This is a genomic window from Nocardioides sp. J54 (genome assembly GCF_000519005.1).
In the GTDB taxonomy this organism is placed as follows: Bacteria; Actinomycetota; Actinomycetes; order Propionibacteriales; family Nocardioidaceae; genus Nocardioides.
The window spans coordinates 1-26,051 of sequence record NZ_JAER01000049.1 but is presented as its reverse complement, the minus strand read 5'-3'; the positions used below and the strand labels follow the sequence as shown (position 1 = coordinate 26,051).

The following is a 26,051-nucleotide window of genomic DNA, read 5'->3' as shown; positions in this document are numbered from 1 at the left end:
CACGAAGGAGCACGTCATGGCCGACCAGGAACTCACTTACGACGACATCGACGCCGCCGCCGACAAGCTGGACACCGGCAAGGAGGACATCAACAGCCTCCTGTCCGAGCTGCGCAGCCTCGTCCAGGAGCTGACCGAGAGCAGCTTCAGCACCAACGCCGCCTCCGTCTCGTTCCTCGACTCCTACGAGGAGGTCAGCGACGGCCTGGAGTCCGCCCTCGAGGCGATCCCGGCGATGGCGACCTCGCTGCGCCAGATGAAGACCGCGTTCGAGGACCTCGACAGCAGCCTCGCGTCGTCCTGACGACACCGCGCACAGCCCGCGAGCAGCAGAGGCCGGCGGCCCCGTGGGGGACCGCCGGCCTCCTGCGTCTGCGGGGCTCGGCGCCGGCGTCAGATGCGGCGGAAGAGGGCGGCGAGGGCCTGGCCGCCGCCGATGCACATGGTGACCACACCGAGCTCGAGGTCGCGGCGCACGAGGTCCTTGGCCACGCGCACGGACAGGATCGCTCCGGTCGCGCCGACGGGGTGGCCCAGCGCGATCGCACCGCCGTACGGGTTCACCCGCTCCGGGTCCAGCCCGGCGTCGCGGATGACGGCGACGGCCTGCGAGGCGAAGGCCTCGTTCAGCTCGAAGGTGCCGATGTCGGACGGCGTGGTGCCGGTCCGCTCGAACAGCGACTTCAGCGCCAGCACGGGCGCGTAGCCCATCAGCTCGGGCTCCATGGCCGCGGTGGCGACCGCCTCGAGCGCCACGAGCGGCTTGAGGCCGCGCTCGGCTGCGGCAGACTCGCGCGCCAGCACGACGGCGCCGGCGCCGTCGTTGATGCCCGAGGCGTTGCCCGCGGTCACCGAGCCGTCCTTCTGGAACGCCGGGCGCAGCTTGGCCAGGGTCTCCATCGTGGTGCCCGGCTTCGGGTGCTCGTCCTCGGTGACGGTGAACGGCTTGCGGCCGCCGACCTCGACCGGGACGATCTCCTCGGCGAACGCCGCCTTCGCCTCCGCCGTGGCGGCGCGGCGCTGCGACTCCACGGCGAACTCGTCCTGCTCGGTGCGGGAGACGCCGTACTTCTCGGCCACCTTCTCCGCGGTGACTCCCATGTGGATGTCGTGGAACGGGTCGGTCAGCATCATCACGGTGCCGTCGACCAGCGACCGGTTGCCCAGCTTGTAGCCGTTGCGGGCGCCGAAGTCGTAGAACGGCATCCGGGTCATCGACTCGTCGCCGCCGGCGAGGGTGAAGTCCAGGCCGTTCCAGCGCATCTCCATCGCCGCGGACCAGATCGCCTGCAGGCCCGAGCCGCACAGCCGGTTCACGGTGTACGCCGGCACGTTGGTCGGCAGGCCGGCGGCGATCGCGACGCGGCGGGCGTTGTAGGCGTCCGGCCCGACCTGGCCGATGCAGCCCATCACGACCTCCTGGATGTCGGAGCCCTCCACGCCGGCGCGCTCGAGCGCGGCCTTCGATGCGGTCGCGCCCAGCTCGAAGCCGGGGACGTCCTTGAACACCCCGCCGAAGCTGCCGACCGGCGTCCGGGCGCCGTCCACGAGCACGATCTTGTCGTCAGTCATCACAGTCTCCGATCAGGGGTCGAGCATCAGCCGCGAGGCAGTATGCCTGCTGCCGGACACCTGACTGGACAGTGCCTGCGCGCGCGAGACCGCCGGTGTGCACGAGGAGGTGGAGCGTGCGGGGCGCGGTGCGGGCGTGGTGCGGGCGTGGTGCGACCCCGGCGAAACCAGGGGCCCACCCGTTCCGCCGAGGCCTTGCCGTGGCGAGCACGACTGCAGGTCCCATACCCGCGGCGTGGCTGGTCGATACAGAGGTGGGGGACGACCCGTCGGTGGGCTGGACGGGTCGTCCCCGGTCTAGAGGGCCTCGCCCTCGTCGCAGGCGGTGCAGGACCACCACTGGACGGCGACGGTGCCGTCGGCGAGGACGGTGGTGCGACCGCGGACGTGGGGGGTGGTCTGGCCGCAGGGAAGGCAGTCGATCTGCCGGGCGGGGACAGCGGTCGGTGCGGCGCCCGGCAACGACGAAGGGCCGCCTCCCGGTCGGGAGGCGGCCCTTCGTGCCCTGCGCGCCTGTAGGGATTCGAACCCCAAACCTTCTGATCCGTAGTCAGATGCTCTATCCGTTGAGCTACAGGCGCCCGTCGCTGAGCGACCGCTAGAGAATAGCCGAGGCAGTGCCCCGATGCCGAATCAGCGGCGCATCCGGTTGTGGAAGCATGGTCACATGGTGGGGATCAGGCCGGAGGACCGCGAGCTCTTCGAGCGTGAGGGAGCCGGCCTCTACGAGCAGGTCCTCGCCGAGGGCGGGATCCCGGCAGACGACCCGAGGGTCGCCGACGACGCCCCGTCGCGGGCCGCCTTCGACCTGCTCGTCCAGCTCGGCCTGGTGCAGCTCGACAGTGCGCGGACGACGTGGCGGCCGATGGAGCCGAGCACGGCGCAGTCGCGGGTCGTGACGCCGCTGGGGACCCAGGGCGCGCGGATGATCGAGGAGTCGGCGCGGTGGGCGAGTGCGTTCGCGGCGCTGAGCCAGAGCTGGCGCCGCTCCCCGGCGGCCAACGAGTCGGGGCCGTTCCTCTACCTGCACGGCGACGCGGTGCAGCCCTACCTGACCACGCTGGTCAGCGAGGCGCAGGAGGAGCTGCTGACGGCGCAGCCGCAGGCCAACCGCAGCACCCGCACGGTCCAGCAGGCGGCGGCCCGCGACATCGCCGCCCTGCAGCGCGGACTGGTGATGCGCACGCTCTACCAGCACAGCGCGCGGCGGCACCCGGCGACGCACAAGTACGTCGCGCAGGTGACCGAGCACGGCGCCGAGGTGCGCACGCTCGACGAGTTCTTCGACCGGATGATCGTGGTCGACCGGCGGGTGGCGCTGATCCCGGCCCCGGACAGCCCGACCACGGCGGTCGTCGTACGCGAGCCGGCGATCGTGGCCTACCTGGTCGACGTCTTCGAGCGGGCGTTCGCCCGCGGCCGGCCGTTCTCGAGCGCAGGCCAGAGCGTGCAGAAGGAGATCGCCTCCGAGCAGCGCGCGATGACGATCCGCATGCTGATCGAGGGCCACGCCGACGCGGTGAGCGCCAAGCGGTTGGGCGTCAGCCCGCGCACGTACGCCGGCTACGTCGCCGAGCTCAAGGAGGAGTACGACGCGGAGACGCGCTTCCAGCTCGGCTACACGATGGGGCAGCTGGGCGTGGCCGGGCAGGAGTCCGACGCGTCGTAGCGCGGATGCCGGGCCCGGGAGGTGGTCCCAGGCCCGGCGTCAGCGGTGGTCAGGGTCAGCGGGTGATGTGCTTGACCACGACGCGCGACGGCCAGCCGGTGTCGGCGTCCGCTGCGCTCGGCAGCGAGACGACGCCCACGGACGCGATCAACGCAACCGTCGCGAGCGCGAACCTACGTGCAGCCTTCTTCATTGCCTGGTCTCCTGTCGAAAGAGGCGAGCGGATCGCCCCAGAACACGCTCCGGAGCATCCAGCGTGGTACATCCGGGCCGCCGTGGCAACCCATCCGGCCGCGAAGTCGCGATCGTCGTCCTCGAGGTGACCCGGCAGCGAGAAAAGATCCGCCCGGTGTCCCGGGCGGATCTCTCACCGCTGCGGAGGCGGAGGGATTTGAACCCTCGATGGGGTTGTAGCCCCAAACCCGCTTAGCAGGCGGGCGCCATAGACCAGACTAGGCGACGCCTCCTCCGCTCGACCGGCCACAGGGACCAGCCAGCGGAGCAAGGTTACAAGCAGCGGCGTACGGCGCCCAATCCGGCCTGCCCGACCCGCCGGTCAGCGGGCGGCGGCGCGCTTGAGGTGCTCGCGGACGTCGCGGGCGAAGTCGTCCTTGTCGCCGGCGACGAGCTCCACCGGGATCGTGGTGGACCGGCCGTCGCGCAGGCGCAGCACGAGGCAGTCGACGTCGCTGGGGGCAGCCGCGACGGCGTCCTCGACCTCGCTCCAGCGGGCCTCCGTCACGCCGGCGGAGCGGATCAGGCGGACCTGGTAGCCGGCGTCGGTCAGCCGGACGAGGACGAGGCCGGCACGCAGCCACCACGCCAGCGCGATCAGGCCGAGCAGCCCGACGGCGAGCACCACGACGAGCACGTCGGCGGACCAGTCGAGCGCGGCGGCGAGCGCCGTCGTACCCAGCAGGACCACGGCGAGCAGCACGAGGTAGGCCCCGACGAAGCGCGCCATGACCGGCGGCGCGAGGCGGTAGTCGGAGACCGACGGGGCCATGGGATTGCTCATGGGCCGAATTGAACAAGACGCGGGCGCGCACGGCGAAACCGCGGGGGTCTCCTAGACTCGTGCACCTGCCCACCGCGGCGCCCTGCGCGTCGCCCGGGCATGGAGGGGTGCCGGAGTGGCCGATCGGAACCGCCTTGAAAGCGGTCGTAGGGAGACCTACCGCGGGTTCGAATCCCGCCCCCTCTGCCACACCCGCCGCCGCCCCAGCGACCCAGCACACCGCACCCGGTCCTGGCAAGGCCTGGGCGGTAGTCCCGGGTCAAAAGCACCTTCCGACGGCGTGTCGCGGTGCTTTTGACCCGGGACTACCCCGGTTGACGGCCCGGTGGACGGCGCGGTCACGCCCCCGCCCGCAGGCTCCGGGAGGCGGCGGGGGTCAGAGGAGCGGGGCGAAGCGGCTCGGCTCGGGGCGTACGGCGGCGGCGCGCTCGGCGCCGCGGCTGCGTCGGCCACCGTTGCCGGTCAGCGCGAGGTCGAGGCGGATCAGCAGCCAGCCGAGCAGCAGGCCGATGACCAGGCCGTAGACGACCGACAGGGTGGCCTCGGTGACCGAGACGGCCGGGTTGGCCAGCGCGGTCGTGGTCGGGGAGGTGGCGGCCACGCCGAAGGCGCAGACCCACCAGCCCTGGCGGCGGCGGGCACGCATGTGCACGCCGTAGGCGAGCGCAGGGACGCCGAGCACGGTCTCGATCGGGCGCGGGAAGGCGCCGAGGTTCTCCCGGCTCCAGGTCACCCACGACAGCAGCTCGTCGACGAGGCCGGAGGAGCCGTAACGGCGCAGCAGCTCGGCGTAGAGCAGCGTCGCGGCGAGGATCACCCCGCCGATCGCGACCACGACCAGCCCGCGGCGGCCCAGGCCGTGGAAGCCGGCGCCGAGGCGGTGGACCAGGACGAGCGCGCCGAGGAGCGCGAAGCCGAGGCCGACGTACTCGAAGCGTTCCTTCTGGATCGCCGGCTCGAAGCCGACCGTCGCCATCGCCCCCACCCCGGCGACGACGAGCGCGATCAGGCACTCGCGGGCGGCGGCGAGGAAGCCGGTGGCCGGGACCGTGAACATCACGGCGAGCACCGCGGTGACCGCAGAGGTGCACACGGCGGCGCCGGTCAGCAGGACGTCCTGGTCGCTGGTGACGGCCAGCACCCCGATGACGAGCGCCAGCGCACCGAAGACGAACGGGCGTCCACCGGTGCGCGCGGCGAGGGCGGCGGAGAAGGTCGTCGCGACGACGAGCGAGCCGATCGAGCCGAGCCAGTCGGGACCCACCGGGACGGTCGCGGCGACGAGGGCGGCGGTGCCGAGGACCGCGGCGACCCACCACGCGACGAGGGGCGCCCGGGAGGCGCCGAAGTCACCGATCCGCTGCTCGAGGGGCACCCGGGAGGAGGTGCGGGAGGCGGCGCGGGACACGGGAAGCCAGATTAGGGCATGGCCTCACATGCGCCGGTTCCGCAGGGAGGGGTTGACCTTGCGGGCCTCCTCCAGCACGGCGCGGTCGGCGGTCGCGCGCACGACCTCGGGCTCGTCCGGCGAGCCCGGCCCGCCCTCCGCGACGACCTCGCCGAACGGGTCGACGACCATCGAGTGGCCGCAGTAGCGCGGCGCCGGCTGGCCGACCGCGGCGACGTACACGGTGTTCTCGATGGCCCGCGCCGTCAGCAAGGTGCGCCAGTGGTGGACCTTGCGCGGCCCGGCGACCCAGGCGGCGGGGACGGCGATCACCTCCGCGCCGCGGTCGACGAGCGCGCGGGCGAGCTCGGGGAAGCGCAGGTCGTAGCAGGTCATCAGGCCGACCTGCCAGCCCGCGACCTCGACCACCACCGGCTCGACCTCCCCGGCCGTGAGCCGGTCGGACTCCCGGTAGCCGAAAGAGTCGTAGAGGTGCACCTTGCGGTACGACGCCTCGGCACCGCCACGCACGACGAGGGTGTTCCACGGCCGCTCGGGGTCGGGGCCCTGCTCGAACATGCCGGCCACCACGGTCGTGCCCGCGTCGGTCGCCGCCGCGGACACGGTGGAGGCGAACGGCCCGTCCAGGGGCTCCGCGAACGCGCTGACGTCCGAGCCCGCCTCGCCGAAGTCGCGGGCGAACGCCTCGGGGAAGACCATCAGGTCGGTGTCGGCCGTGCGGCCCGCGAGCTCGGCGAGCGTGGCGCGGTTGGCCTCCGGCTCGAGCGCGGAGGCGGCCTGGACCAGTGCGATGCGCAACGTGGGGGCGGTCACGGTGCAAGCCTAGGCAGGCGCTTGGGAGACTGGTGCGGTGATCGAGCTGGGACTGTCCGGATTCGCCGCCGTCATCCTCGCCGGCGGGCAGGCCGCCCGTCTGGGAGGCGCCGACAAGGCCGGCATCGAGCTCGGCGGTCGGTCGCTGCTCGACCGGGCGCTGGACGCGGTGGTCGACGCGGGCGAGGTGGTCGTCGTCGGGCACCAGGTGCCGACCGAGCGACCGGCGACCTTCGTGCTGGAGGACCCGCGCCACGGCGGACCGGCCGCGGGGCTGCTGACCGGCCGGGACTCGCTGCTGCGGCGGTTCCCGACGATCGCGGTCCTCGCCGTCGACATGCCGAAGCTGACGTCCTCGACCTTCCGGCGGTTGCACGAGGCCGCGGTCGGGCACGAGGGCGCGGTGCTCACGCAGGACGGGCGGCGCCAGCTGGCGTTCGTCGTCGAGACCGACCGGCTGGACGCCGTACGGCCCGGCCGGGAGGAGCAGCACGGCCTCTCCATCCGCGCCCTGCTCGAGCCGCTGGACCTCGTCGACGTCCCGGCGATCGGCTCGGAGGCACGCGACGTCGACACCTGGACCGACCTGCGCGACCTCGCCGCGGAGGCCGAGGGCCGCTGACGCCCGACCCTTGTCAGGCCGGGGCTGAGGGCTCACTCTGGAACGGTGAACCTCCACGACTGGATCGATGAGTTGTGCGACGTCCTCGACATCGAGGCCGAGGCCGACGAGGGCCTGCTCGTCGACCTCTCCGGGATCACCCGTGACAACGTCCACCCGGCCGCCGGGGTGGTGACCGCCTTCCTGCTCGGTTTCGCCGCCGCCGAGCAGGGCGCGAACCCCGAGGAGGTGGAGCAGCTGGCTGCCCGCGCGCAGGGCCTCGCCGAGTCGTGGGACCGCCCGGCCGGCGCGAAGGACGAGGTCGACGAGGACGTCGAGTTCGAGGAGCTGGCCGACGCCGACTACGAGGACTCCGACTCCCTCGTCTAGCCCTGCTGCCCGGCCCGGCGACCCGCCGCCGGCGATCAGCGTCCTGCCAGACTGGCGCCATGCGCGCCGTCACCCAGTCCGAGCCCGGAGGTCCCGAGACCCTCGTCGTCACCGAGCTGCCCGACCCCACGCCCGGGCCGGGCGAGGTGCTCGTCGAGGTCGCCGCGACAGCGGTCAACCGCGCGGACCTGCTGCAGCGCCAGGGCCACTACCCGCCCCCGCCCGGCGCGTCGGAGGTGATCGGCCTCGAGTGCAGCGGCACCGTCGCCGCCGTGGGTGAGGGCGTCACCCGCTGGGCGGTCGGGGACCAGGTCTGCGCACTGCTCGCCGGCGGCGGCTACGCCAGCCTCGTCGTCGTACCCGAGGGGCAGGTGATGCCGGTCCCCGACGGCATCGACCTGGTGACTGCGGCCGCGCTGCCCGAGGTGGCGTGCACGGTGTGGTCCAACGTCTTCATGGTCGCCGGCCTGCGCCCCGACGAGGTCTTCCTCGTCCACGGCGGCGCCGGCGGCATCGGCACCTTCGCCATCCAGCTCGCCTCCCGGTTCGGCGCGCGGGTGTTCACCACCGCCGGCAGCGAGGACAAGCTCGCCCGCTGTCGCGAGCTCGGCGCCGAGGTGGCGATCAGCTACCGCGAGCAGGACTTCGTGGAGGTCGTGCGCGAGGCGACCGACGGGCACGGCGCCGACGTGGTCCTCGACAACATGGGCGCGAAGTACCTCGAGCGCAACGTCGACGTGCTCGCCAGCGAGGGCCGGCTCGTCATCATCGGCATGCAGGGCGGGACCAGGGCGGAGCTGAACATCGGCAAGCTGCTCTCGAAGCGGGGCGCCGTGATCGCGACCGCGCTGCGCGCCCGCCCGGTCGAGGGCAAGGCCCGGATCTGCGCGTCGGTGGTCGAGCACGTGTGGCCGCTGGTGGCCGACGGGTCGGTCCGGCCGGTCGTGTCCGCGGTGCTCCCCCTCGACGAGGTCGCCGAGGCGCACCGGCGGATCGAGGGCGGCGACAACATCGGCAAGGTGCTGCTCACCCCCTGAGCCGCCGTACGACGCACCTCGGGCAGCCACGACCCGCACCTCGCACCACCACAACCCGCACCTCGCGCCACCATGAGGCGCACCTCGCGGCGCAAACCCGCACACCTCGCGGCGCAGAGCCTCACACCTCGCGGTGCAGAACCTCACACCTCGGTGGTTGCGGGAGTCGGGCTAGGTTGGGAGGCATGACCGAGAGCGGTGACGAGCAGATCGTGGTGGTGGGACCGGACGGGCAGCCGATCGGGATGGTGCCTGCGTCAGCCGTCGAGCAGTCCGAGGGCGGCAAGGAGGACCACGAGGAGGACGGCGACGAGCGCGCGCTGACCGACCTGGTGGAGCAGCCGGCCAAGGTCATGCGCATCGGCAGCATGATCCGCCAGCTCCTCGAGGAGGTGAAGGCGGCGCCGCTGGACGAGGCGAGCCGCAACCGCCTCGCCGCGATCCACCGCTCCTCGATCGCCGAGCTCGAGCAGGGTCTCGCGCCGGAGCTGGTCGAGGAGCTGGAGCGGCTGTCGCTGCCGTTCTCGGAGGAGGCGACGCCGTCCGAGGCCGAGCTGCGCATCGCGCAGGCCCAGCTGGTCGGCTGGCTCGAGGGCCTCTTCCACGGCATCCAGACCGCGATCTACGCCCAGCAGATGGCGGCGCGGGCACAGTTCGAGCAGATCCGCCGCGCGCTCCCGCCGGGCCTCACCCTCGGCGGCCAGGGCGGCGAGCAGCACCCGCAGCAGGGCGGTGCCCCGCAGGAGGAGCAGAAGGACGAGCCGCGCTCCGGCGGCATGTACCTCTGAGCAGTCCCCGGAGGCTCAGGACCGGCGCCGGCCGACCCGCGACAGCAGCACCAGCCCGAGGATCCCGACCAGGCTGATCGCCGCACCCGGTGCGACCACCCGGCCGAGGTCGGGCGGGTCGCCCGCGCCGTCGGGCCGCGACAGCGCGACCTCCGGCGGCTCGGGCGGCGCGGTGAGCGCGGCGCGGATCTCGCCGAGCGTGGCCGCGTCGACCATCGACCCGGAGGCCCACCCCTCGCAGCCGTCGGCGCGCAGCGCGGAGTTCTCGCCGGTGGTGAAGAACAGGTAGCGCCGCGAGCGGCGCAGCGGGTCCTGGCGGCCCTCGACGCCGACGAGCACCAGCTCGCGGCGCTGGTCGGCGGCCAGGTCGCCGACGACGGGCTGGTCGACCACCACCTCGTAGCGCAGGTTGCGCGGGCCACCCGCGGTCGAGCCGGTCCCGGCTCCACGGGTGACGGCACGGACCACCCGGCCGAGGAAGACGTCGTCGGTGCCCTCGGCGGCGGCGACCACCGCGTCGGTGTCGGTGACGTCGAGCGCGCCGCAGTCGGCAGGGATCGCCGACGGCGCGGCGGACGCCGGGCCCGCGGGCAGCAGCGGCGCGGCAGCCAGCCCACCGGCAAGCGCACCGGTCAGCACGGCGGTCAGGACGGCAGGGAGCAGCCGTCGGGCGGGGGAGCTCACGCGTCCATCCCACCAGATCCGGGGGCGGGGAACCAGCGGCCGATCTCGAGCGCGGCGCCGTCGTCGTCGACGCTGGCGGTCACGTCGTCGGCGACCTCCTTCACCTCGTCGACCGCCTGGCCCATGGCCACGCCGCGCCCGGACCACTCGAGCATCTCGATGTCGTTGCGGCCGTCGCCGATGGAGAGCACCTCGTCGCGGTCGATGCCGAGCTGCTGGGCGACGTACTCCAGGCCGGAGGCCTTGGACACCCCCACCGGGGCCAGGTCGAGCCACGCGGTCCAGCCGACGACGTAGTCGGTGCCCTGGAGGCCGAGCCGCTCCGCGAGCTTCACGAAGTCCTCGGCGGTGGCCTCCGGGTCACGGATGATCACGCGGCTGACCGGCTCGGCGACCATCTCCTCGACGGCGGCGACGATGGTCTCGCCGCCGAGCTCGCCGTCCGGGAAGGGGGCGGAGACGCGGTAGCCGACGCCCCGCTCCTCGACCGCGACCAGCGCCTCGGGGTGCTCGCGGAGGACGGCGGCGACCGCCGGGCGGGCGTCGAAGGTGACCTCGTGGACCACCTCGGCCGGCGGGTAGCGCAGCACGACGGCTCCGTTGGCGGCGACGATCCAGAGCTTCTCACCGTGCCCGTGCAGGTCGAGCATGTCGGCCACGACCGTCATGTTGTGCGGCGCCCGGCCCGAGGACAGCACCACGTGCGCGCCGGCGTCGAGGACCCGCTGCACGGCGTCGTGCACCGCCGGGGTGACCTCCTCGTGGCTCATCCCGAGCCCGGCCACCCAGCGCAGCAGGGTGCCGTCGATGTCGAGGGCGACGAGCCGTGGGCGCCAACCCGGCTCGCCCGGCGCGGGCCGGGTCACGACCGCACCGGCTCGAGGACCTCGAGGCCGCCCATGAACGGCTGCAGCGCCGCCGGGACCCGCACCGAGCCGTCGGCCTGCTGGTGCGTCTCGAGGATCGCGACGATCGCGCGGGTGATGGCGGTCAGCGTGCCGTTGAGGGTCGCGATCGGCGCCGTACGGTCGCCGAACCGGCCGCGGGTCTCCAGGCGGCGGGTCTGGAAGTCGGTGCAGTTCGAGGTCGAGGTGAGCTCGCGGTACTTGCCCTGGGTGGGGATCCACGCCTCGCAGTCGAACTTGCGGATGGCGCTGGCGCCGAGGTCGCCGGCGGCGATGTCGACGACGCGGTAGGCGAGCTCGAGCTTGTCGAGGAACTCCTTCTCCCACGCCAGCAGCCGCTGGTGCTCGGCGGGTGCGTCCTCGAGCGAGGAGTAGATGAACATCTCGACCTTGTCGAACCAGTGGACGCGGATGATGCCCTTGGTGTCCTTGCCGTGCGAGCCGGCCTCCTTGCGGAAGCAGGGGCTGAACGACGCGTAGCGCCGCGGCAGGCTGGCGCCGTCGAGGATCTCCTTCGAGTGGTACGCCGCCATCGGCACCTCGGAGGTGCCGACGAGGTACATGTCCTCGCCCTCGATCCGGTAGACGTCCTCGCCGCCGCCCTGGTCGAGGTAGCCGGTGCCGGCCATCGCCTCGCCGCGCACCAGCGACGGTGCGATGACCTGGGTGAAGCCGGCGTTGCGCGCCTGCTCCATGGCGAGGTTGACCAGCGCCAGCTCGAGCTGGGCGCCGACGCCGGTGAGGAAGTAGAAGCGGCTGCCGCTGACCTTGGCGCCGCGCTCGAGGTCGATCGCACCGAGCATCCGGCCGAGCTCGACGTGGTCGCGCGGCTCGAAGCCCTCCGCAGCGAAGTCGCGGGGCGTGCCGACCTCCTCGAGGACCACGAAGTCGTCCTCCCCACCGCTCGGCGCCTCGTCGGCGACGACGTTGGGGATCGCCTTGAGCGCGCTGGTCCACGCCTCCTCGGCGGTCGCCTGCGCGGCCTCGAGCTCCTTGACCTCGGCGGAGAGCTGCTTGACCTGCTCGAGCAGCGCCTGCTTCTCCTCGCCGCTGGCCTGGGCGACCTTCTTGCCGAACGCCTTCTGCTCGGCCCGCTTCTCCTCGAAGGTCGAGATCGCGGCCCGCCGCGCCGCGTCCGCCTCGAGGGCCCGGTCGACCACGTCGGCAGACGCACCGCGCTTGGCCTGGGAGGCACGGACGCGGTCGGGCTCGTCACGGAGGATGCGCGGGTCGATCATGCCGCTCAGGCTATCCGCCGCGCGGGCAGCCCCGCGCATCGGTTTCCCGACGCCGACAAGCTAGAACAAGGCGATGCGCTCCGGGGCGGGGAAGAGGTCGTCGAGGGCGGCCAGGTCCTCGGGGGTCGGCACCCAGCGGTCGGCCTGCGCGTTGGCGGCGACCTGCTCGACGGCGGTGGCGCCGGCGATCACGGACGTGACCGGCTCCTGGGCGAGCAGCCAGCCGATGGCGACGGTGACCTCGGAGACGCCGCGCTCGCGGGCGAACTCGGAGTAGGCCTTGAGCTCCGGGGAGGTGGCGGTCTCGAGCAGGTGCTGGCGGGTGCGGGAGAGCCGGGAGCCCTCCGGCGCCTGGCCGGAGGCGTACTTGCCGGTGAGCAGGCCGTTGGCGAGCGGGAAGTACGGCAGCACCCCGAGGCCGAACGCACGGGCAGCCGGCAGCACCTCGAGCTCGGCGCGGCGGTCGACGAGGTTGTAGTGGTTCTGCGCGGAGACGAAGCGCTCGACGCCGAGCTCGCGCGCGACGTACTCGGCCTGCGCGACCTGCCAGCCGGACAGGTTGGAGTGGCCGAGGTAGCGGACCTTGCCCTCGCGGACCAGGTCGTCGAGGGCGGAGAGGGTCTCGTCGATCGGGGTGGCCGGGTCCGGGGTGTGGAACTGGTAGAGGTCGATCCAGTCCGTGCCGAGCCGGCGCAGCGACGCCTCGACGGCGGTGCGGACGTAGCGGCGCGAACCGCGGGCGCCGAAGTCGGGGCCGTTGACGCCCTGCATGTCCATGCCGAACTTGGTGGCGACGACGACCTCGGACCGCCGGGCCCCCAGGGCCTTGCCGAGCCGTTCCTCGGCGAGGCCGGGGGTGGCGCCGTAGGTGTCGGCGACGTCGAAGAAGGTGATGCCGGCGTCGAGGGCGGCGTGGACGACACGGTCCGAGCCCTCCTGCGACTCCGTGGCCGCACCGGCGCGGCCGAGGTTGTTGCAGCCGAGGCCGACGGCGGAGACGACGAGGCCGGAGCGGCCGAGGTGGCGGTGCGTGGGCGTGTACGACGAGTCGGTCACGCCCCCACGGTAGCCAGCGGCCCGAGGCCCGGCCGGCCGGCAGCCACCGCCACGTCAGCAACACCACGTCGCCGCGACCTGCGGTCCGGGGGGCGCGGTGGCCTATCCTCCGTGGGTGCTCGACCGTCCCCGGAAGACTCCGCTCCTGGCCTCGCTGATCCTCCTCGTGCTCTTCGCCGGGGTCGCCGCAGCCGTCGCTGCGGAATGGTCCGTGGTGGCCGACCTGGACGCCCCCGGCGCCGACGCGAAGGAGTGGGCCGGCGACCGGTCGTGGCTCGCCGACCCGCTGCGCTGGATCGAGGTCGCCTTCGGCACGCTGTGGATGACCGTGGCGAGCACGGTGCTCGCGGTCGCCATGTTCGTCAAGGGCCACCGCCGCGCCGGCGTGCTCGTCGCGATCGTGATGGCGGCCTCCGCGCTCGCGACCTACGGCGTCAAGGTGCTCGTCGGCCGGGGCCGCCCGCAGTGGCAGGACCCGGAGTACTTCCTGCACTCCAACGCGTTCCCGTCGGGACACACGACGTCGACGGCCGCCTTCTGCGGCCTGGTCATCCTGCTCGCGCTCATGCTCGTGCGGCGCGCGGCCATCCGCCGGCTCGTGTGCACGGTCGCGGTGCTGACGTTCGTGCTCGTCGCCGCCGACCGGATCCTGCTCGGGCGGCACTTCCCCAGCGACGTGCTGGGCGGCACCCTGCTCGGCGTCGCGCTCGTGGTGCTCGGGGTCGCGCTCTACAACCCGCTGCCGCGCAGCCACGCCGCCAAGGCCGAGCCGCTGCCGGACCCCTTCCCGTCGCGGCGCAACCTCGCCGTCGTGCTGAACCCGATCAAGGTCGAGTCGGTCGAGCAGTTCCAGGCGATGGTGGCGCAGATGGCGAGCGAGGCCGGCTGGAACGAGCCGCGGTGGTACCTCACCACCGTCGAGGACTCCGGCACCGGGCAGGCCGAGCAGGCCGCCGTCGACGGCGCCGACCTGGTCATCGTCTGCGGCGGCGACGGGACGGTGCGCGAGGTGTGCGCCGAGCTCGCCGGCACCGGGATCGCGGTGGGCGTCGTACCCGCCGGGACCGGCAACCTGCTCGCCCGCAACCTCGAGATCCCGCTGTTCATCCGGGCCGCCGTCGACGTCGCGCTCACCGGCCAGGACCGGGCGATCGACATGGTCGCCGTCGAGGGGGACGGCCTCGAGCCGAGCCACTTCATGGTGATGGCCGGGATGGGCTTCGACGCCGCGATCATGGAGGGCGTCAACGAGGACATCAAGAAGAAGGTCGGCTGGCTGGCCTACGTGCTGTCGGCGCTGAAGGCGCTGATGTTCCCGGCGATGAAGCTCGAGATCTCCATCGACGACATGCCGTTCACGAAGCACCGCGCCCGCACCTGCGTGATCGGCAACGTCGGCAGCCTGCAGGGCGGGATGATGCTGCTGCCCGACGCCGCCATCGACGACGGCCAGCTCGACGTCGTGCTCCTCTACCCCCGCCGGTTCCTGAGCTGGATCCCGCTGGTGCTGCGGGTGCTGACCCGTCGCGAGCGCAACGCCGGCGAGTCCGTCGCCCGGATGACCGGCCGCAAGGTCGTGGTCCGCGCCTCGGGCGACGTCCCCCGCCAGCTCGACGGCGACACCATCGGCGTCGGCACCGAGCTGCGGATGGAGTGCATCCACGGCCGCGTCCTCGTCCGCGTCCCCCGCACCCTCTGACCCACCGGGGACAGGGGAGGCCCGGAGGTTTCGAGGCTCCTCGCTGGCGCTCGTCGCACCTCAACCACCGGGCTCAGGTCCGGCCGCGGGCAGCCTCGCACCTCCATCACCGGGCTCAGGTCGGCCGCGGGCGCCCTCGCCAGCCGCCGGTGGTTGAGGTGCGAGGCGCCCCGGCGCCGAGCCTCGAAACCACCGGCCATGGTGCACCGAGCTGTGCCCACCACAGCCCGCCCTGCAGGCCCGCTGGTTCAGAGGCTCCTCGCTGGCGCTCGTCGCACCTCGACCACTGGGAGGCCGGCGTGGCGTCCAGCTAGCTCCGGGCCATGCGGGCGTGGGCGACGGCCTCGTTCTCCTCGGGCGAGAGCTCCTGGTCGCTGCTCCAGGCGGCGACGGACTTGGCGTAGGTGCGGGCCTCGTTGCGGCCGCGGATCGAGGTGAGCACGACGCCGTCGCCGGCGTCGTCGAGCAGGGCGAGGGACCACGACAGCCGGCCGCCCATCTCCTCGAAGGCGTCGTAGCGGACGACGGCGAGGTGGCGCAGGGCGCCGGCGGCCTCGGCCCGGAGGGCGGCGACCTCGCGGCGCAGGCCGGCAGCGTCGGCGGGCAGGTCGTCGGCGGTGCGGGTGCGGGCGGCTCGACCGTTGCGGAGGGCCACGACGAGGGCGGCCACGGCGACGACGAGGGCGAGCGCGGAGAGGACGACGGCCATGGGCCCGACCGTAGTCGGCGCGGGCCCGCCATCCCGCCGTACGCGCCGCCGTCGGGACGCGCAGCCGCAGGACTTACCCTTGACGCCATGGCCCGCATCGCGTACCAGGGGGAACCCGGCGCCAACTCGCACATCGTGTGCAAGCAGCACTACCCGGACGCCGAGGCGGTCGCCTGCGCCTCCTTCGAGGACGTCTTCGCCGCCGTGGCGAGCGGTGACTGCGACCTCGCGCTGATCCCGATCGACAACTCGATCGCGGGCCGCGTGGCCGACATCCACCACTTCCTGCCCCAGTCCGGGCTGCACATCGTCGCCGAGCACTTCCTGCGCATCCAGTTCCACCTGATGGCGAACCCCGGTGCCACGGTCGACACCATCCGCACGGTGCACAGCCACGTGCACGCGCTCGGCCAGTGCCGCAAGGTGATCCGCGAGCTCGGGCTGACCCCGCTCATCTCCGGCGACACGGCCGGCGCCGCCCGCGAGGTGGCCGAGGCCGGCGACCTCTCCCAGGCCGCGATCGCGCCGCCGCTGGCCGCGGAGATCTACGGGCTGACCATCCTGCGCGAGGACGTCGAGGACGAGGACCACAACACGACCCGCTTCGTGCTGCTCTCCCCCGACTTCGTGGCGGCACCGGCCGGCAACGGCCCGGTGGTCACCAGCTTCGTGTTCAACGTGCGCAACCTGCCAGCCGCGCTCTACAAGGCCCTCGGCGGGTTCGCGACCAACGGCATCAACATGACCAAGCTCGAGAGCTACATGGTCAACGGCGAGTTCACCGCCACCCAGTTCCTCGCCGAGGTCGACGGCCACCCCGACGACCCGGGCCTGAAGCGGGCGCTGGAGGAGCTGGAGTTCTTCACCACCGACGTGAAGGTGCTCGGCGTCTACCCCGCCGACCCGTTCCGCGGCGCCAGCGAGGGCTGACCGGGCGGTCGGGCCACGACGCCTAAGGTGTCGTCATGGTGGCCCAGACCCAGGCGAACCCGCCCATCGGCGCCGACAGCGAGGTCGGCCGGCTCCGGTCAGTGATCCTGCACCGTCCCGGTCCCGAGCTGCAGCGCCTGACCCCCCGCAACAACGACCGGCTCCTGTTCGACGGCATCCCGTGGGTGGCCCGCGCGCAGGAGGAGCACGATGCTTTCGCGGAGGCCCTGCGCGGCCGCGACGTCGAGGTGCTCAACCTGACCGACCTGCTGACCGAGACGCTGCAGCAGCCCGCGGCCCGCGCGGCGGTCACGGACACCACGCTGACCGGGATGAGCGGGCGCGACCTGGGCGACCCGGTGCGGGCCTACCTGCGCGCGATGTTCGCCGACGCCTCGCCGGAGGAGCTGACCTACCTGCTCACGGCAGGGGTGCGCAACGACGAGGTCCGCTCGGGCCTGGCGACCGGCACCCTGGTCACGTCGCTGCTGCCCGACGAGACCTTCCTCGTCGCACCGCTGCCCAACCTGCTGTTCACCCGCGACTCCTCGGTGTGGCTGCGCGACAAGGTGGCGATCACGTCGCTGGCGATGCCGGCGCGCCGCCGCGAGACCCAGCTGACCGAGCTGATCTACCACTTCCACCCGCGCTTCGCGCGCACCGGCAGGATCCACGGCCACCACCTCGAGCACGTCGAGGGCGGCGACGTGCTCCTGCTCGCGCCGGGCGTGATCGCGGTCGGCGTCGGGGAGCGCACGACGCCGGCCGGCGCCGAGCGGCTCGCCCGACAGGTGTTCGCGGGCGGCCTCGCGAGCACCGTCCTGGCCGTCCCCATCGCCCAGGAGCGCGCGACCATGCACCTCGACACCGTGTGCACGATGGTCGACGTCGACAAGGTCGTGATGTACCCGAACATCGCGGACACGCTGACGGCGTACGCCGTCACGCCGCGCGAGCCCGGCTCCCCCGAGCTGGAGGTCGCCGCGCCGGAGCCCTTCCTGGTCGCGGCCGCGAAGGCGATGCAGATCGACACCCTGCACCGCATCGACACCGGCCTCGACCCGGTGACCGCGGAGCGCGAGCAGTGGGACGACGGCAACAACACCCTGGCGCTCGCGCCGCGCCTGGCCGTCGCCTACGAGCGCAACGAGGGCACCAACGCCCGGCTCGAGGAGGAGGGCATCGAGGTGATCCGGATCGCGGGCTCCGAGCTGGGCTCGGGCCGCGGTGGCCCGCGGTGCATGAGCTGCCCGGTGTCGCGCGACCCGCTGCCGGTGGGGTAACGCGACCGTCCCGGACGCGTTGTCACAGGTGTCGGGACGCCACTCCTCGTGGTGTGCGCAGGCAGCTAAGGTCGGCTGGACATGGGGAGCCCGGGCGGCGGCACGTCGCCGGGCACAGCGAAAGGGTCAGCATGGCAACGTTCTTCGAGCACTTCACTCCCGAGGAGATCGCGCGGATCAGCGCGACCGGACGGCGGGTGAAGCTCCCCGAGGGCTGGTCGCCGATCTGGGAGGACACCCCCGCCGACAAGGCGTACATCCTGCTCTCCGGCACCGTCTCGGTCCGCCGTGACGGCGTCGAGATCGCCCAACTCGGCGCCGGTGACATCGTCGGCGAGGCGGCGATCGTCGGCCAGAAGCTGCGCAACGCGACCATCGTCGCGCTGACCCCGCTCGACACCATCCACCTGACCGACGAGACGCTGCGCGAGCTCGACGCCGAGTGGCCGGCCTTCCACCAGGCCCTCGTCGACGTCGCCCAGTCGCGCGTCTCCGGCGCCTGACCCGCGACCCGCGCCGGTGACCCCGACCGACGACCCCGCCGCTGACGGCGGGGTCGTCGGCGCGCTCGAGGAGCACCTGCTCGGCGAGGCGCCGCACCTGACGCAGGTGCAGGTCGCCGCCCGCGCCGGCGTGCCGCTGGAGACGGCGAACGCGCTGTGGCACCTGCTCGGCTTCGCCCACGTGCCCGACGACACCGTCGCCTTCACCGACGCAGACGTCCGCGCCCTCGAGCTCGCCAGCGCGCTGGTGCGCCTCGGCGTGCTCAGCGAGGAGCGGCAGGAGGGCCTGGTCCGCACGTGGGGCCGCAGCTTCGCCCGGCTCGCGGACTGGCAGGTGGCGCTTCTCGCCGACGTGGCCCGCGAGCAGGGCGCCGACCCGACCGAGGGCCTGCTCGCGATCTCCGACGAGGTGCTGCCGCTGGTCGAGCAGCTGCAGTCCTACGCGTGGCGCCGCCACCTGCTCAGCGCCGGCGGCCGGCTGCTCGCCGAGGCGTCGTCCGGCTCGGCCGCCCCGCTCGCGGTCTGCTTCGTCGACATCGTCGGCTACACCTCCCGCTCCCGCACCCTCTCCGACCGCGAGCTGGTCGCCTGGCTCGAGGCGTTCGAGACGGCCGTGCTGGAGATCGCCGTCGACCGCGGCGGGCGGATCATCAAGAACATCGGCGACGAGCTCCTCCTCGTCGCCGACTCACCGCACGTGATGGCCGACATCGCCCTCGAGCTCACCGCCCGTGGGGCCGACCCCGACGACCCCTTCCCCGCGGTCCGCGCCGGCGTCGCGTACGGCGAGGTGGTGACCCGTCTGGGCGACGTGTTCGGGCCGGTGGTCAACATCGCCGCCCGGCTCACCTCGGTGGCCCGGCCGAGCTCGGTGCTGGTCGACCTGGGCGCCTACGAGGTGCTCTCCGGCCGCTCGGGCCTGGCCGACGACGACCACCCCACCGGAGCTGCCGGGGCTGCGGACGGCGGGTCGTCGTACCGCTTCAAGCGGCTGCGGCGGGTGTCGGTGAAGGGGTACTCGCGGCTCAAGGTGTGGTCGCTGCAGGAATCACCGCTCCAGCGGCGAAACTGACACTTCCTGACCGTTGCAACGGTCAGGAAGTGAGGGAAACGCCGCTGAAGAGGTGATTCCCCACCCGCCTCAGCGGATCGTGACCTGCCGGTTGGCCAGCCCGTTGCGGGCCGAGCGCTCCTCGGTGGTCAGGTCCGAGGTGGCGGCGAGGGCCTCGTCGAGCTTCGCCTTGAACGAGGAGGCGGCCTCCTCCAGCGGCTCGGGGCCGGTGCCGACGGGGAGGTCCCAGACGGGGGCGAGCAGGCCGTGGGCGCGGAACATGCCGACGAAGCGGGCGTCGGGGACGATCACGTCGTCGCCGGAGACGTGGAGCCGGGCGAGGGCGTCGAGGAGGACGTCCTCGGGCTCGGGCATCACCCAGCGCAGGTGCTCCTTGGCGCCCATCCGGGTCCAGTAGGCCGCGGTGACCTCGGTCAGCCGGGCGGTCGGGGCGGCGGCGCCCTCGGCCTGCTCGAGCGCCTGGGCGAGCTCGGAGCTGGCGTCCATGTCGGCGACCCAGAAGTCGAAGCCCTCGTGCACCTCGACGGTCAGCGGGCCGTCGGCGACGAGGTCCTGCAGGCGCGGTGCGTCGGCCGGCGGGGCGGAGGTGAGGCCGACCATGCCGGCGCCGGGCTCGGCGGCGAGCGCGTCGCGCAGCACGGCGCCGAGGTCGCGCGACGGGTCACCGAAGGCGTGCTGGACCTGCAGGCCGAGCCACACCTCGCCGCTGTCGCGGACCAGGGCGGGCGCAGCCATCGGCAGCAGGGTGCAGAGCTTGACGGTCCGGTCGGCGTGCTCCCCGGCCAGCGGCAGGGTGGCGGTCGCGGCCGGCACGAGCTCGCGCATGGCGACGATGTCGCACTCGGAGGCCAGGCCCTCGAAGGGGCGCTTGACGAAGACGTCACCGCCGCCAGGCGCGCCGTGGCAGGCCTTGTACCGCTTGCCGGAGCCGCAGGGGCAGGGCTGGCGCGGGCCGACCTCGCCGGGGGTCGTGGTCGCCGACGTCTTCGAGCGGTTCTTCTTCGCCATGCGCGAAGACTATTCGGCGACCCCGAAGCGGGAGTCGAGCAGGTCGAGGACGTAGCGCGGACGGTCGCTGATGACGGCCTTCACGCCGAGGTCGAGGCACAGCTGGAGGTCGGCCTCGGTGTTCACCGTCCACACGTGGATGTCGCGTCCGCTGCGCAGCAGGCTGGCCCGCAGCCGCGGGTGGTCGCGCAGCATGGCGATGCCGGGGCCGAGCACCCAGTCGTCGCCGATGACCCGGCGCAGCATCGGCCAGGTGTTGGGCTTGTCGAAGAGCTGCACCAGCTGGACCTCCGGCGCCAGTCGCTCCACCCGCTGGAGCGCGGTGAACGAGAAGCTCATGATCCGCACCGGCGCCCCGGCGCGGTCCCACCCGAAGTCGCGCAGCATCTCGACGAGCCGCTTCTCGACCAGCCCGCCGTACCGCGTCGGGTGCTTGGTCTCGATCGCCAGCTCGATGCGCCGGTCGTGGTCGGCGACGGTCTCCAGCAGCTTGCGCAGGGTGAGCACGCCGCGCTCGTCGACCTCCGGCGCCTCGTCGTCGAGGTCCGACCAGGGGTTCTTCCACGACGCGAAGTCGAGCTCGTTGAGCTCGGCGAGGTCCATCGTGGAGACGATCCCCTTCGTCGCGGCGGTACGACGCAGGTCGCGGTCGTGCACGCAGACCAGGTGCCCGTCGGCGGTGAGCCGGACGTCGCACTCCAGCCCGCCGGCGCCGGTGCCGATCGCCTCGAGGTACGCGGTGAGCGTGTGCTCGGCGATGTCGTGACTGGCGCCGCGGTGGGCGACGACCTGGGGTCGCATGCCAGCATCATCGCAGGCACGCGCACCCCTGCGACGGCAACACCCGGCCGCTGGTCAGGGACCGGCTCAGGGTCGGGATCGGGGTCGGACCGGGGTCGTTCCCCGATGTGTGGCCGCCGCGCAGCGGGCACCGTTGAGGCATGAGCAACTACGAGAACTACTCCTCCACCCGCGGCCGCCGCCTGACCCGTCGACGCCACGACCGGATGGTCGCCGGCGTGTGCGGCGGCATCGCCGACCACTTCGGCATCGACGCCACCGTCGTGCGCCTGCTCCTGGTGGCCGCGGTCGTCTTCGGCTTCGGCACCGGCATCGTGCTCTACGTCGCCGGCTGGATCCTGATGCCGGAGGCCTGACCCCGGTCCACCTACGCTGGCCGGGATGTCCGACCTCGTCACCCGCCTGCGCGCCGCCGGCTGCGTCTTCGCCGAGGAGGAGGCGCGCCTGCTGACGGAGGCGGCGCCCGACCCCGGCGCCCTCGAGCAGCTGGTACGACGACGCGTCGGTGGCGAGCCGCTCGAGCTGGTGCTCGGGTGGGTCGCGTTCGCCGGCCTGCGGGTCGCGGTCGACCCCGGCGTCTTCGTGCCCCGCCAGCGCACCGCGTTCCTGGTCGACGTGGCGCAGCGGTCCCTCGACGCCCTGGGCCCCGACCGACCGGCCACGGTGGTCGACCTGTGCTGCGGCAGCGGGGCGCTCGGCCTGGCCCTCGCGCACCGGCGTCCCGGGACCACCCTGCACGCGACCGACGTCGACCCGGCGGCGGTGGCCTGTGCGGCCCGCAACCTCGCTGCCGTCGGGGGGACCGTCCACCTCGGCGACCTGGCCACGCCGCTGCCGATGGACCTGCGCGGCCAGGTCGACGCGCTGCTGGCCAACGTCCCCTACGTGCCGACCGGCGCCGTCGCCGCGATGCCCCCGGAGTCGCGCGACCACGAGCCGCGCGGCACCGTCGACGGTGGACCCGACGGCCTCGACGTGCTGCGCCGCGTCGCCGCCCTCGCCCCCGAGTGGCTGCGCCCCGGCGGCAGCGTGCACTCCGAGGTCGCCGCGACCCAGGTCGACGCAGCGCTCGAGGTCCTGGCCGGGCAGGGCCTGCACGCCCGCGTCGACCGGGACGAGGACCGCGACGCGACCGTGGTCACCGGGACCCGCGGGAGCTAGCGCGCGACCGCGCCCTCCGACACGGCATCCAGCAACGCCGTCAGTCCCTCCCGGTCGGCCCGTCGGCCCGCGACCGAGATCTCCAGCGAGGTCCGCCCGTCGTCGTCCGGCAGCCACCGGAAGAAGTTCCACCGCTGGCGGTTGTTGCCGTCGCGGTAGGTGAAGTAGACGGTGTCGTCGGTCGTCTCGTAGACGTCGACCCCGCGCAGGTCCGGCGACCCCTCGAGCTCCTCGGTCTTCGAGGCGACGCGGGCAGGGACGGTGCTCGTCGGCTCGACGACCTCGACCCGCAGGCTGTAGCCGCCGACGAGCGGCTCGCCGACCGGGCGCCAGCGCACCTCGGCTGCACCGTCGACCTCGGCCTCGGGGAGTGCGCCCGCGTCGCCGCCGTCACCGGCCACGCGGTAGGCCACCCAGCCGACCGGCACCGGGTAGCGCCAGGCCTGGCCGTCGGCGCGCACCACGCGGGTGTCGTACGCCTGGCCGTTGGGCACCTGGAGCCTCGGGAAGTCGATGTCGCCGTCCGGCGGCCCGAGGGAGGGGTCCTCGGCCAGCGTGGGGTCCGCGGACCGGCCCGACCCGGGGCCGGGGTCGTCACCCCCGACCAGCCGCGTCACCGTGAAGGCCACGCCGAAGGTCACCGCCAGGACCAGCACGGACGCCAGCACCAGCGGCAGCACCCGCCGGCGGGGGTCGCCCCCGGCTTCCGGGGCGGCAGGGTCCGGCTCGCCGTCCGCACCTCCCGCGCCCCCGGCGTGGACCGTCGCGCGGCCCGGGGCGGGTGCGGCCGGGGCGGGCGAGGCGGACGCGGAGAGCACGGTCGCGACGTCCTGCGGCAGCGGCGGGCGCTCGGCGGTGCCGGTCCGCGCCTCCTCCTGCACCGACGTGCGCTCGGACCAGCGCAGCGCACTGACGAACGACGGCACGTCCGGCCACCGGTCGTCGGGGTCCACGGCGAGCGCGCGGAGCAGCACGGAGTCGAAGGCGGCCGGCACCTCGGCGACGCTCGAGGGGGCCGGCGGCGGCGCCGGCTGCACGAGCGCGCCGAGCCCGCCGTCGCGGACGAGCCGGCCGGTCAGCAGCTGGTAGGCGACCGCGCCGAGCGCGTGCACGTCGGCGCGCAGGTCGAGGCCGATCCCGGTGGCCTGCTCGGGCGCCATGTACGACGGCGTCCCGACCACCTGGGTCAGCCCGCTCGCGTGCAGCATCGCCTTGGCCACGCCGAGGTCGGCCACCAGCACCCGCTCGCCGCCGTCGGGCGTGGACCGCAGCAGCAGGTTCTGCGGCTTGATGTCACGGTGGATCACGCCGTGGCGGTGCAGCACGCCGACGCCGTCACCCGCCTGGGCGAGCAGGTCGACGACCCGGCCGACCGGCAGCGGCGCACCGGGGTCGACGAGGTCGGCGACGGTGCCGCGGTCGGCGTACGACATGACGAAGTAGGGCGTCCCGTCGACCTCGCCGATGTCGTAGACACGCACAACGTGGTCGGAGTCCGCGCGGCGCAGGATGCGCGCCTCCTCGAGGAAGCGGTCGCACACGTCCTGGCGCTGCGCCCAGTTGTCGGCGAGCGCCTTGACCGCGACGGGCGAGTCCAGCTCGTCGTCGTGGTAGAGCCAGACGGTCGCGAAACCACCGGCTCCGATCCGGTCGACACGTCGGAGCCTCCCGAGTCGCTCCGGCAGGGACACGGTGCGTAGTCTGCCCGACCGGGGGAATGCAGACGTCGACGGCGTACCAGCACCAGCACCCCGGGAGATCGGTCCATGGAGCACCTCGAGCAGCTCGGTCCGGACGAGCTCGACGCCCTCGCGCTCCGCGCTGCCGGCGGTGACCGGGACGCCCTCGAGGACCTGCTCGCCGCGGTCCAGCCGCGGGTCCGCCGCATCTGCGGGCGGATGCTGCTCCACGCGCAGGACGTCGAGGAGGCCACCCAGGACGCCCTGCTCCTGGTCGCCACGAAGATCGGCTCCTTCGCCGGCCGCAGCCGGTTCACCACGTGGCTGCACGCGGTCGCCTCCAACAGCGCCCGGTCGACGTACCGCTCCCTCAAGCGGCGGGCGGCCGAGCACGCCGTCGACGAGCTGCCGGTCCACGCCGACCCGCGCACCACCAGCGTCATCGCCGGCAGCCGGCTCGACCTGCTGGACGCGCTCGAGGTGCTGGCCGAGAGCCACCCCGACCTCGTCGAGCCGCTGGTGCTGCGCGACGTCCAGGAGCTCGACTACAACGAGATCGCGCGGCTGCTGGACACCCCACTCGGGACGGTCAAGGCGCGCATCCACCACGCCCGCAAGGCGGTCCGGCCGCTGCTGCGGGTCGAGGGGTGAGGCGGCCGCGAGGTCCGCGCGCACTCAGCGCGACCCGAGGACGGCCGAGTCCGACACCCGCTTGACCTCGGTGCACTTCCCGGTCCCGGTGTCGCAGGCCTTGATCCGCCCGCTGAAGTCGCGGTCGTCGAGGACGAGCGCGAAGACCGTGGTCTCGTCGCCCCACTGCCCGCGGACGAGCAGGTTGCCGGGGTCGACCTCGCTCAGCTCCTCGCCGGTCAGCGGGTCAACGACGCGCAGCCAGGACGGGCCCCAGCCGTCGCTCGCCGTGCCCATGGCCAGCAGGCCCGCACCCGACGGCGACCACGGCTCCGGCGACGCCGGGCCCACCTCGCACTCCTCCCACCACGAGCCGGTGTCGTCGGTCGCGCCGCCGGTGAGGCACGACCCGAACGGGCTGTCGGGCGCCAGGTCGGGGTGCGGGTACGACGCGACGGCCCGGGTCGCGTCCGGCGAGGTGAGCGGCACGTCGACGCCCCGTGGTCCCCACTCCTCGTGGGTCCAGTGGTCCTTCTCGGTCTGGGCCAGCCGCGAGGTGCCGCCGGCGTCGTAGGCGCTGATGATCCCCTCCGGCCCGATCGCGACGCCCTCGCGCAGCGTGTCGACCTCCATGAACGGCAGCTCCTTGCCGACGCCGTCCAGGACGTCGAGCGCCTCCGTCGTCCGGTCGGCGAAGGTCGCGACGTGCCACTTGAACCGGTCCGAGTAGACGACCCGTCGCCGGTCGGCGGTGATGTCGGCGGCTCCGCGCCACTCCCCGATCCGCCAGGCAGCCCCGTCCTGCTGGACGTAGGTGCCCGTGTAGACGATGTCGCTGCTGGAGTCGTCCTCGCCGTTCACCACCAGCCAGCCGCCGCTGACGGCGTAGAGCTCGTAGACGTCGTTGGCCGCCACCTCGGTCGGCACCGCGACACTGGTCCCGCCGTCGTGGATCGCGCCGTCGGCGTAGTAGAGCGGCTGCGGCGCGCCACCGTCGCTGCTGCTGCTCGCGTCGGTGGCGGGATCGGTGGCGGTGGTGTCCGTGGCGGTGGTGTCGGTGCTGCTCCCGCCCGGCGTGGTGCGGTCCGAGGCACCCGGGTCGCGGTCGCCGGAACCGACGCCCGCGACGGCGAGCGTGACCCCGCCGGTGGTACCGATGACGGCAGCGGCGGCGATCGCGACGACGGTGGTGCGGTTCATGCAGGTCCCCTTCCGAGGCCTTCCTGCCCCGTGTGACGCCGGCGGAACCTGTTTGGTTGTGGACGCGGCCTGCGGGTCGCTCGTACGGCGGTCGGCCGGCCTCGCTGCAACACGTGGTCCGCCGACCTGCCAGCCCCCTCACGACTGTTCCAGCCCCACCCAGCGCCCCTCAGCCGCGGCCGACGGGCGGGAAGAGC

28 protein-coding genes and 3 tRNA genes are annotated in these 26,051 nt (G+C 73.5%); 15 read left to right on the top strand and 16 right to left on the bottom strand.

The window, feature by feature from the left end:
* Window positions 1-304: WXG100 family type VII secretion target (locus NOCJ54_RS27390; protein ID WP_232221852.1), on the top strand; the 304-nt coding region annotated here is incomplete at its 5' end.
* An 89-nt stretch (window positions 305-393) separates the two neighbouring features.
* Here the strand turns inward: NOCJ54_RS27390 and NOCJ54_RS0120700 are convergent.
* Both NOCJ54_RS0120700 and NOCJ54_RS0120690 read right to left on the bottom strand, forming a co-directional pair.
* Window positions 394-1,572: a thiolase family protein gene (locus NOCJ54_RS0120700; protein ID WP_198020290.1), complete on the bottom strand. Its 1,179-nt coding sequence runs from the start codon at window positions 1,570-1,572 to the stop codon at window positions 394-396.
* A 508-nt stretch (window positions 1,573-2,080) separates the two neighbouring features.
* Window positions 2,081-2,153 (bottom strand) — tRNA-Arg (locus NOCJ54_RS0120690).
* Between the two features lie 86 nt (window positions 2,154-2,239).
* Between NOCJ54_RS0120690 and NOCJ54_RS0120685 the strand changes: the two genes are divergently transcribed.
* Entirely contained in the window at window positions 2,240-3,241 is a 1,002-nt protein-coding gene (locus tag NOCJ54_RS0120685) for a LuxR family transcriptional regulator (RefSeq protein WP_028656999.1), read from the top strand.
* Between the two features lie 55 nt (window positions 3,242-3,296).
* Here the strand turns inward: NOCJ54_RS0120685 and NOCJ54_RS29610 are convergent, their stop codons facing one another.
* The 3 genes from NOCJ54_RS29610 to NOCJ54_RS0120670 all read right to left on the bottom strand — a co-directional run bounded on the left by NOCJ54_RS29610 (window position 3,297) and on the right by NOCJ54_RS0120670 (window position 4,259).
* Entirely contained in the window at window positions 3,297-3,434 is a 138-nt protein-coding gene (locus tag NOCJ54_RS29610; protein WP_157514986.1) for a hypothetical protein, read from the bottom strand.
* Between the two features lie 183 nt (window positions 3,435-3,617).
* A tRNA-Ser gene (locus tag NOCJ54_RS0120675) sits at window positions 3,618-3,708 on the bottom strand.
* Between the two features lie 89 nt (window positions 3,709-3,797).
* A complete protein-coding gene (locus tag NOCJ54_RS0120670; RefSeq protein WP_145724070.1) occupies window positions 3,798-4,259 on the bottom strand; it encodes a hypothetical protein in 462 nt (153 codons plus the stop codon).
* A gap of 101 nt (window positions 4,260-4,360) precedes the next feature.
* Between NOCJ54_RS0120670 and NOCJ54_RS0120665 the strand changes: the two genes are divergently transcribed.
* Window positions 4,361-4,448, top strand: a tRNA-Ser gene (locus tag NOCJ54_RS0120665).
* A 187-nt stretch (window positions 4,449-4,635) separates the two neighbouring features.
* On the opposite strand, the gene NOCJ54_RS27385 is transcribed toward NOCJ54_RS0120665, so the two are convergent.
* Together NOCJ54_RS27385 and NOCJ54_RS0120655 are read right to left on the bottom strand one after the other, a co-directional pair.
* On the bottom strand, window positions 4,636-5,667 hold the full coding sequence (locus tag NOCJ54_RS27385; protein ID WP_157514985.1) for a hypothetical protein: 1,032 nt from the start codon (window positions 5,665-5,667) through the stop codon (window positions 4,636-4,638).
* 24 nt (window positions 5,668-5,691) lie between these two features.
* Window positions 5,692-6,480: a carbon-nitrogen hydrolase family protein gene (locus tag NOCJ54_RS0120655; protein WP_084255545.1), complete on the bottom strand. Its 789-nt coding sequence runs from the start codon at window positions 6,478-6,480 to the stop codon at window positions 5,692-5,694.
* Between the two features lie 37 nt (window positions 6,481-6,517).
* Between NOCJ54_RS0120655 and mobA the strand changes: the two genes are divergently transcribed.
* The 4 genes from mobA (at window position 6,518) to NOCJ54_RS0120635 (ending at window position 9,296) form a co-directional block, all read left to right on the top strand.
* Window positions 6,518-7,102, top strand: a complete 585-nt coding sequence (mobA, locus tag NOCJ54_RS0120650; protein WP_232221851.1) for a molybdenum cofactor guanylyltransferase — start codon at window positions 6,518-6,520, stop codon at window positions 7,100-7,102.
* A 45-nt stretch (window positions 7,103-7,147) separates the two neighbouring features.
* Window positions 7,148-7,471, top strand: a complete 324-nt coding sequence (locus NOCJ54_RS0120645; RefSeq protein WP_028656995.1) for a DUF6457 domain-containing protein — start codon at window positions 7,148-7,150, stop codon at window positions 7,469-7,471.
* A gap of 59 nt (window positions 7,472-7,530) precedes the next feature.
* On the top strand, window positions 7,531-8,508 hold the full coding sequence (locus NOCJ54_RS0120640; protein ID WP_028656994.1) for an NAD(P)H-quinone oxidoreductase: 978 nt from the start codon (window positions 7,531-7,533) through the stop codon (window positions 8,506-8,508).
* Between the two features lie 185 nt (window positions 8,509-8,693).
* Complete coding sequence (locus tag NOCJ54_RS0120635) at window positions 8,694-9,296, top strand: bacterial proteasome activator family protein (RefSeq protein ID WP_028656993.1); 603 nt, start codon at window positions 8,694-8,696, stop codon at window positions 9,294-9,296.
* 15 nt (window positions 9,297-9,311) lie between these two features.
* Here NOCJ54_RS0120635 and NOCJ54_RS0120630 read toward each other — a convergent pair whose 3' ends face one another.
* Genes NOCJ54_RS0120630 through NOCJ54_RS0120615 form a run of 4 tightly spaced genes read right to left on the bottom strand, consistent with a single transcriptional unit; the run spans window position 9,312 to window position 13,179 of the window.
* Window positions 9,312-9,980 carry a hypothetical protein gene (locus NOCJ54_RS0120630; RefSeq protein ID WP_028656992.1) on the bottom strand — a complete coding sequence of 223 codons (669 nt, stop codon included), beginning with the start codon at window positions 9,978-9,980 and terminating at the stop codon, window positions 9,312-9,314.
* Window positions 9,977-10,846, bottom strand: coding sequence for an HAD-IIB family hydrolase (locus NOCJ54_RS0120625; protein ID WP_028656991.1), 870 nt, complete (start codon window positions 10,844-10,846; stop codon window positions 9,977-9,979). The genes NOCJ54_RS0120630 and NOCJ54_RS0120625 overlap by 4 nt, the downstream gene beginning before the upstream one ends.
* Window positions 10,843-12,123, bottom strand: coding sequence for a serine--tRNA ligase (serS, locus tag NOCJ54_RS0120620; RefSeq protein ID WP_028656990.1), 1,281 nt, complete (start codon window positions 12,121-12,123; stop codon window positions 10,843-10,845). Before serS ends, NOCJ54_RS0120625 begins: the two co-directional genes overlap by 4 nt.
* Window positions 12,124-12,183: 60 nt before the next feature.
* Window positions 12,184-13,179, bottom strand: coding sequence for an aldo/keto reductase (locus NOCJ54_RS0120615; protein WP_028656989.1), 996 nt, complete (start codon window positions 13,177-13,179; stop codon window positions 12,184-12,186).
* Window positions 13,180-13,294: 115 nt separating this feature from the next.
* Here NOCJ54_RS0120615 and NOCJ54_RS0120610 point away from each other — a divergent pair, with 115 nt between their 5' ends.
* Window positions 13,295-14,878 (top strand): YegS/Rv2252/BmrU family lipid kinase, encoded by a 1,584-nt coding sequence (locus tag NOCJ54_RS0120610; RefSeq protein ID WP_028656988.1) that lies wholly within the window; start codon window positions 13,295-13,297, stop codon window positions 14,876-14,878.
* A gap of 310 nt (window positions 14,879-15,188) precedes the next feature.
* On the opposite strand, the gene NOCJ54_RS0120605 is transcribed toward NOCJ54_RS0120610, so the two are convergent.
* Entirely contained in the window at window positions 15,189-15,587 is a 399-nt protein-coding gene (locus NOCJ54_RS0120605; RefSeq protein ID WP_028656987.1) for a DUF4446 family protein, read from the bottom strand.
* A gap of 87 nt (window positions 15,588-15,674) precedes the next feature.
* Between NOCJ54_RS0120605 and NOCJ54_RS0120600 the strand changes: the two genes are divergently transcribed.
* From NOCJ54_RS0120600 to NOCJ54_RS0120585, 4 genes are all read left to right on the top strand, one after another.
* Window positions 15,675-16,517, top strand: coding sequence for a prephenate dehydratase (locus NOCJ54_RS0120600; protein WP_028656986.1), 843 nt, complete (start codon window positions 15,675-15,677; stop codon window positions 16,515-16,517).
* 35 nt (window positions 16,518-16,552) lie between these two features.
* Entirely contained in the window at window positions 16,553-17,800 is a 1,248-nt protein-coding gene (locus NOCJ54_RS0120595; RefSeq protein WP_036519073.1) for an arginine deiminase, read from the top strand.
* Between the two features lie 131 nt (window positions 17,801-17,931).
* Window positions 17,932-18,303 (top strand): Crp/Fnr family transcriptional regulator, encoded by a 372-nt coding sequence (locus NOCJ54_RS0120590; protein ID WP_028656984.1) that lies wholly within the window; start codon window positions 17,932-17,934, stop codon window positions 18,301-18,303.
* A 16-nt stretch (window positions 18,304-18,319) separates the two neighbouring features.
* The gene (locus NOCJ54_RS0120585; protein ID WP_028656983.1) at window positions 18,320-19,375 is read left to right on the top strand and encodes an adenylate/guanylate cyclase domain-containing protein; all 1,056 of its coding nucleotides are present in this window, start codon (window positions 18,320-18,322) and stop codon (window positions 19,373-19,375) included.
* A gap of 69 nt (window positions 19,376-19,444) precedes the next feature.
* Here the strand turns inward: NOCJ54_RS0120585 and NOCJ54_RS0120580 are convergent, their stop codons facing one another.
* Entirely contained in the window at window positions 19,445-20,383 is a 939-nt protein-coding gene (locus NOCJ54_RS0120580; RefSeq protein ID WP_028656982.1) for a DUF5926 family protein, read from the bottom strand.
* A 9-nt stretch (window positions 20,384-20,392) separates the two neighbouring features.
* Window positions 20,393-21,184 carry a glycerophosphodiester phosphodiesterase gene (locus NOCJ54_RS0120575; protein ID WP_028656981.1) on the bottom strand — a complete coding sequence of 264 codons (792 nt, stop codon included), beginning with the start codon at window positions 21,182-21,184 and terminating at the stop codon, window positions 20,393-20,395.
* A gap of 140 nt (window positions 21,185-21,324) precedes the next feature.
* Here NOCJ54_RS0120575 and NOCJ54_RS0120570 point away from each other — a divergent pair, with 140 nt between their 5' ends.
* Entirely contained in the window at window positions 21,325-21,540 is a 216-nt protein-coding gene (locus NOCJ54_RS0120570; protein ID WP_028656980.1) for a PspC domain-containing protein, read from the top strand.
* A gap of 25 nt (window positions 21,541-21,565) precedes the next feature.
* Window positions 21,566-22,345 carry a putative protein N(5)-glutamine methyltransferase gene (locus tag NOCJ54_RS0120565; protein WP_028656979.1) on the top strand — a complete coding sequence of 260 codons (780 nt, stop codon included), beginning with the start codon at window positions 21,566-21,568 and terminating at the stop codon, window positions 22,343-22,345.
* Here NOCJ54_RS0120565 and NOCJ54_RS28670 read toward each other — a convergent pair.
* On the bottom strand, window positions 22,342-24,036 hold the full coding sequence (locus NOCJ54_RS28670; protein WP_051486218.1) for a serine/threonine-protein kinase: 1,695 nt from the start codon (window positions 24,034-24,036) through the stop codon (window positions 22,342-22,344). The genes NOCJ54_RS0120565 and NOCJ54_RS28670 overlap by 4 nt on opposite strands.
* A 75-nt stretch (window positions 24,037-24,111) precedes the next feature.
* On the opposite strand from NOCJ54_RS28670, the gene NOCJ54_RS29605 reads away from it, so the two are divergent.
* Window positions 24,112-24,675, top strand: coding sequence for an RNA polymerase sigma factor (locus tag NOCJ54_RS29605; protein WP_028656978.1), 564 nt, complete (start codon window positions 24,112-24,114; stop codon window positions 24,673-24,675).
* 24 nt (window positions 24,676-24,699) lie between these two features.
* Here the strand turns inward: NOCJ54_RS29605 and NOCJ54_RS0120550 are convergent, their stop codons facing one another.
* The gene (locus tag NOCJ54_RS0120550) at window positions 24,700-25,854 is read right to left on the bottom strand and encodes a hypothetical protein (protein WP_028656977.1); all 1,155 of its coding nucleotides are present in this window, start codon (window positions 25,852-25,854) and stop codon (window positions 24,700-24,702) included.
* Window positions 25,855-26,051: the final 197 nt, after the last annotated feature.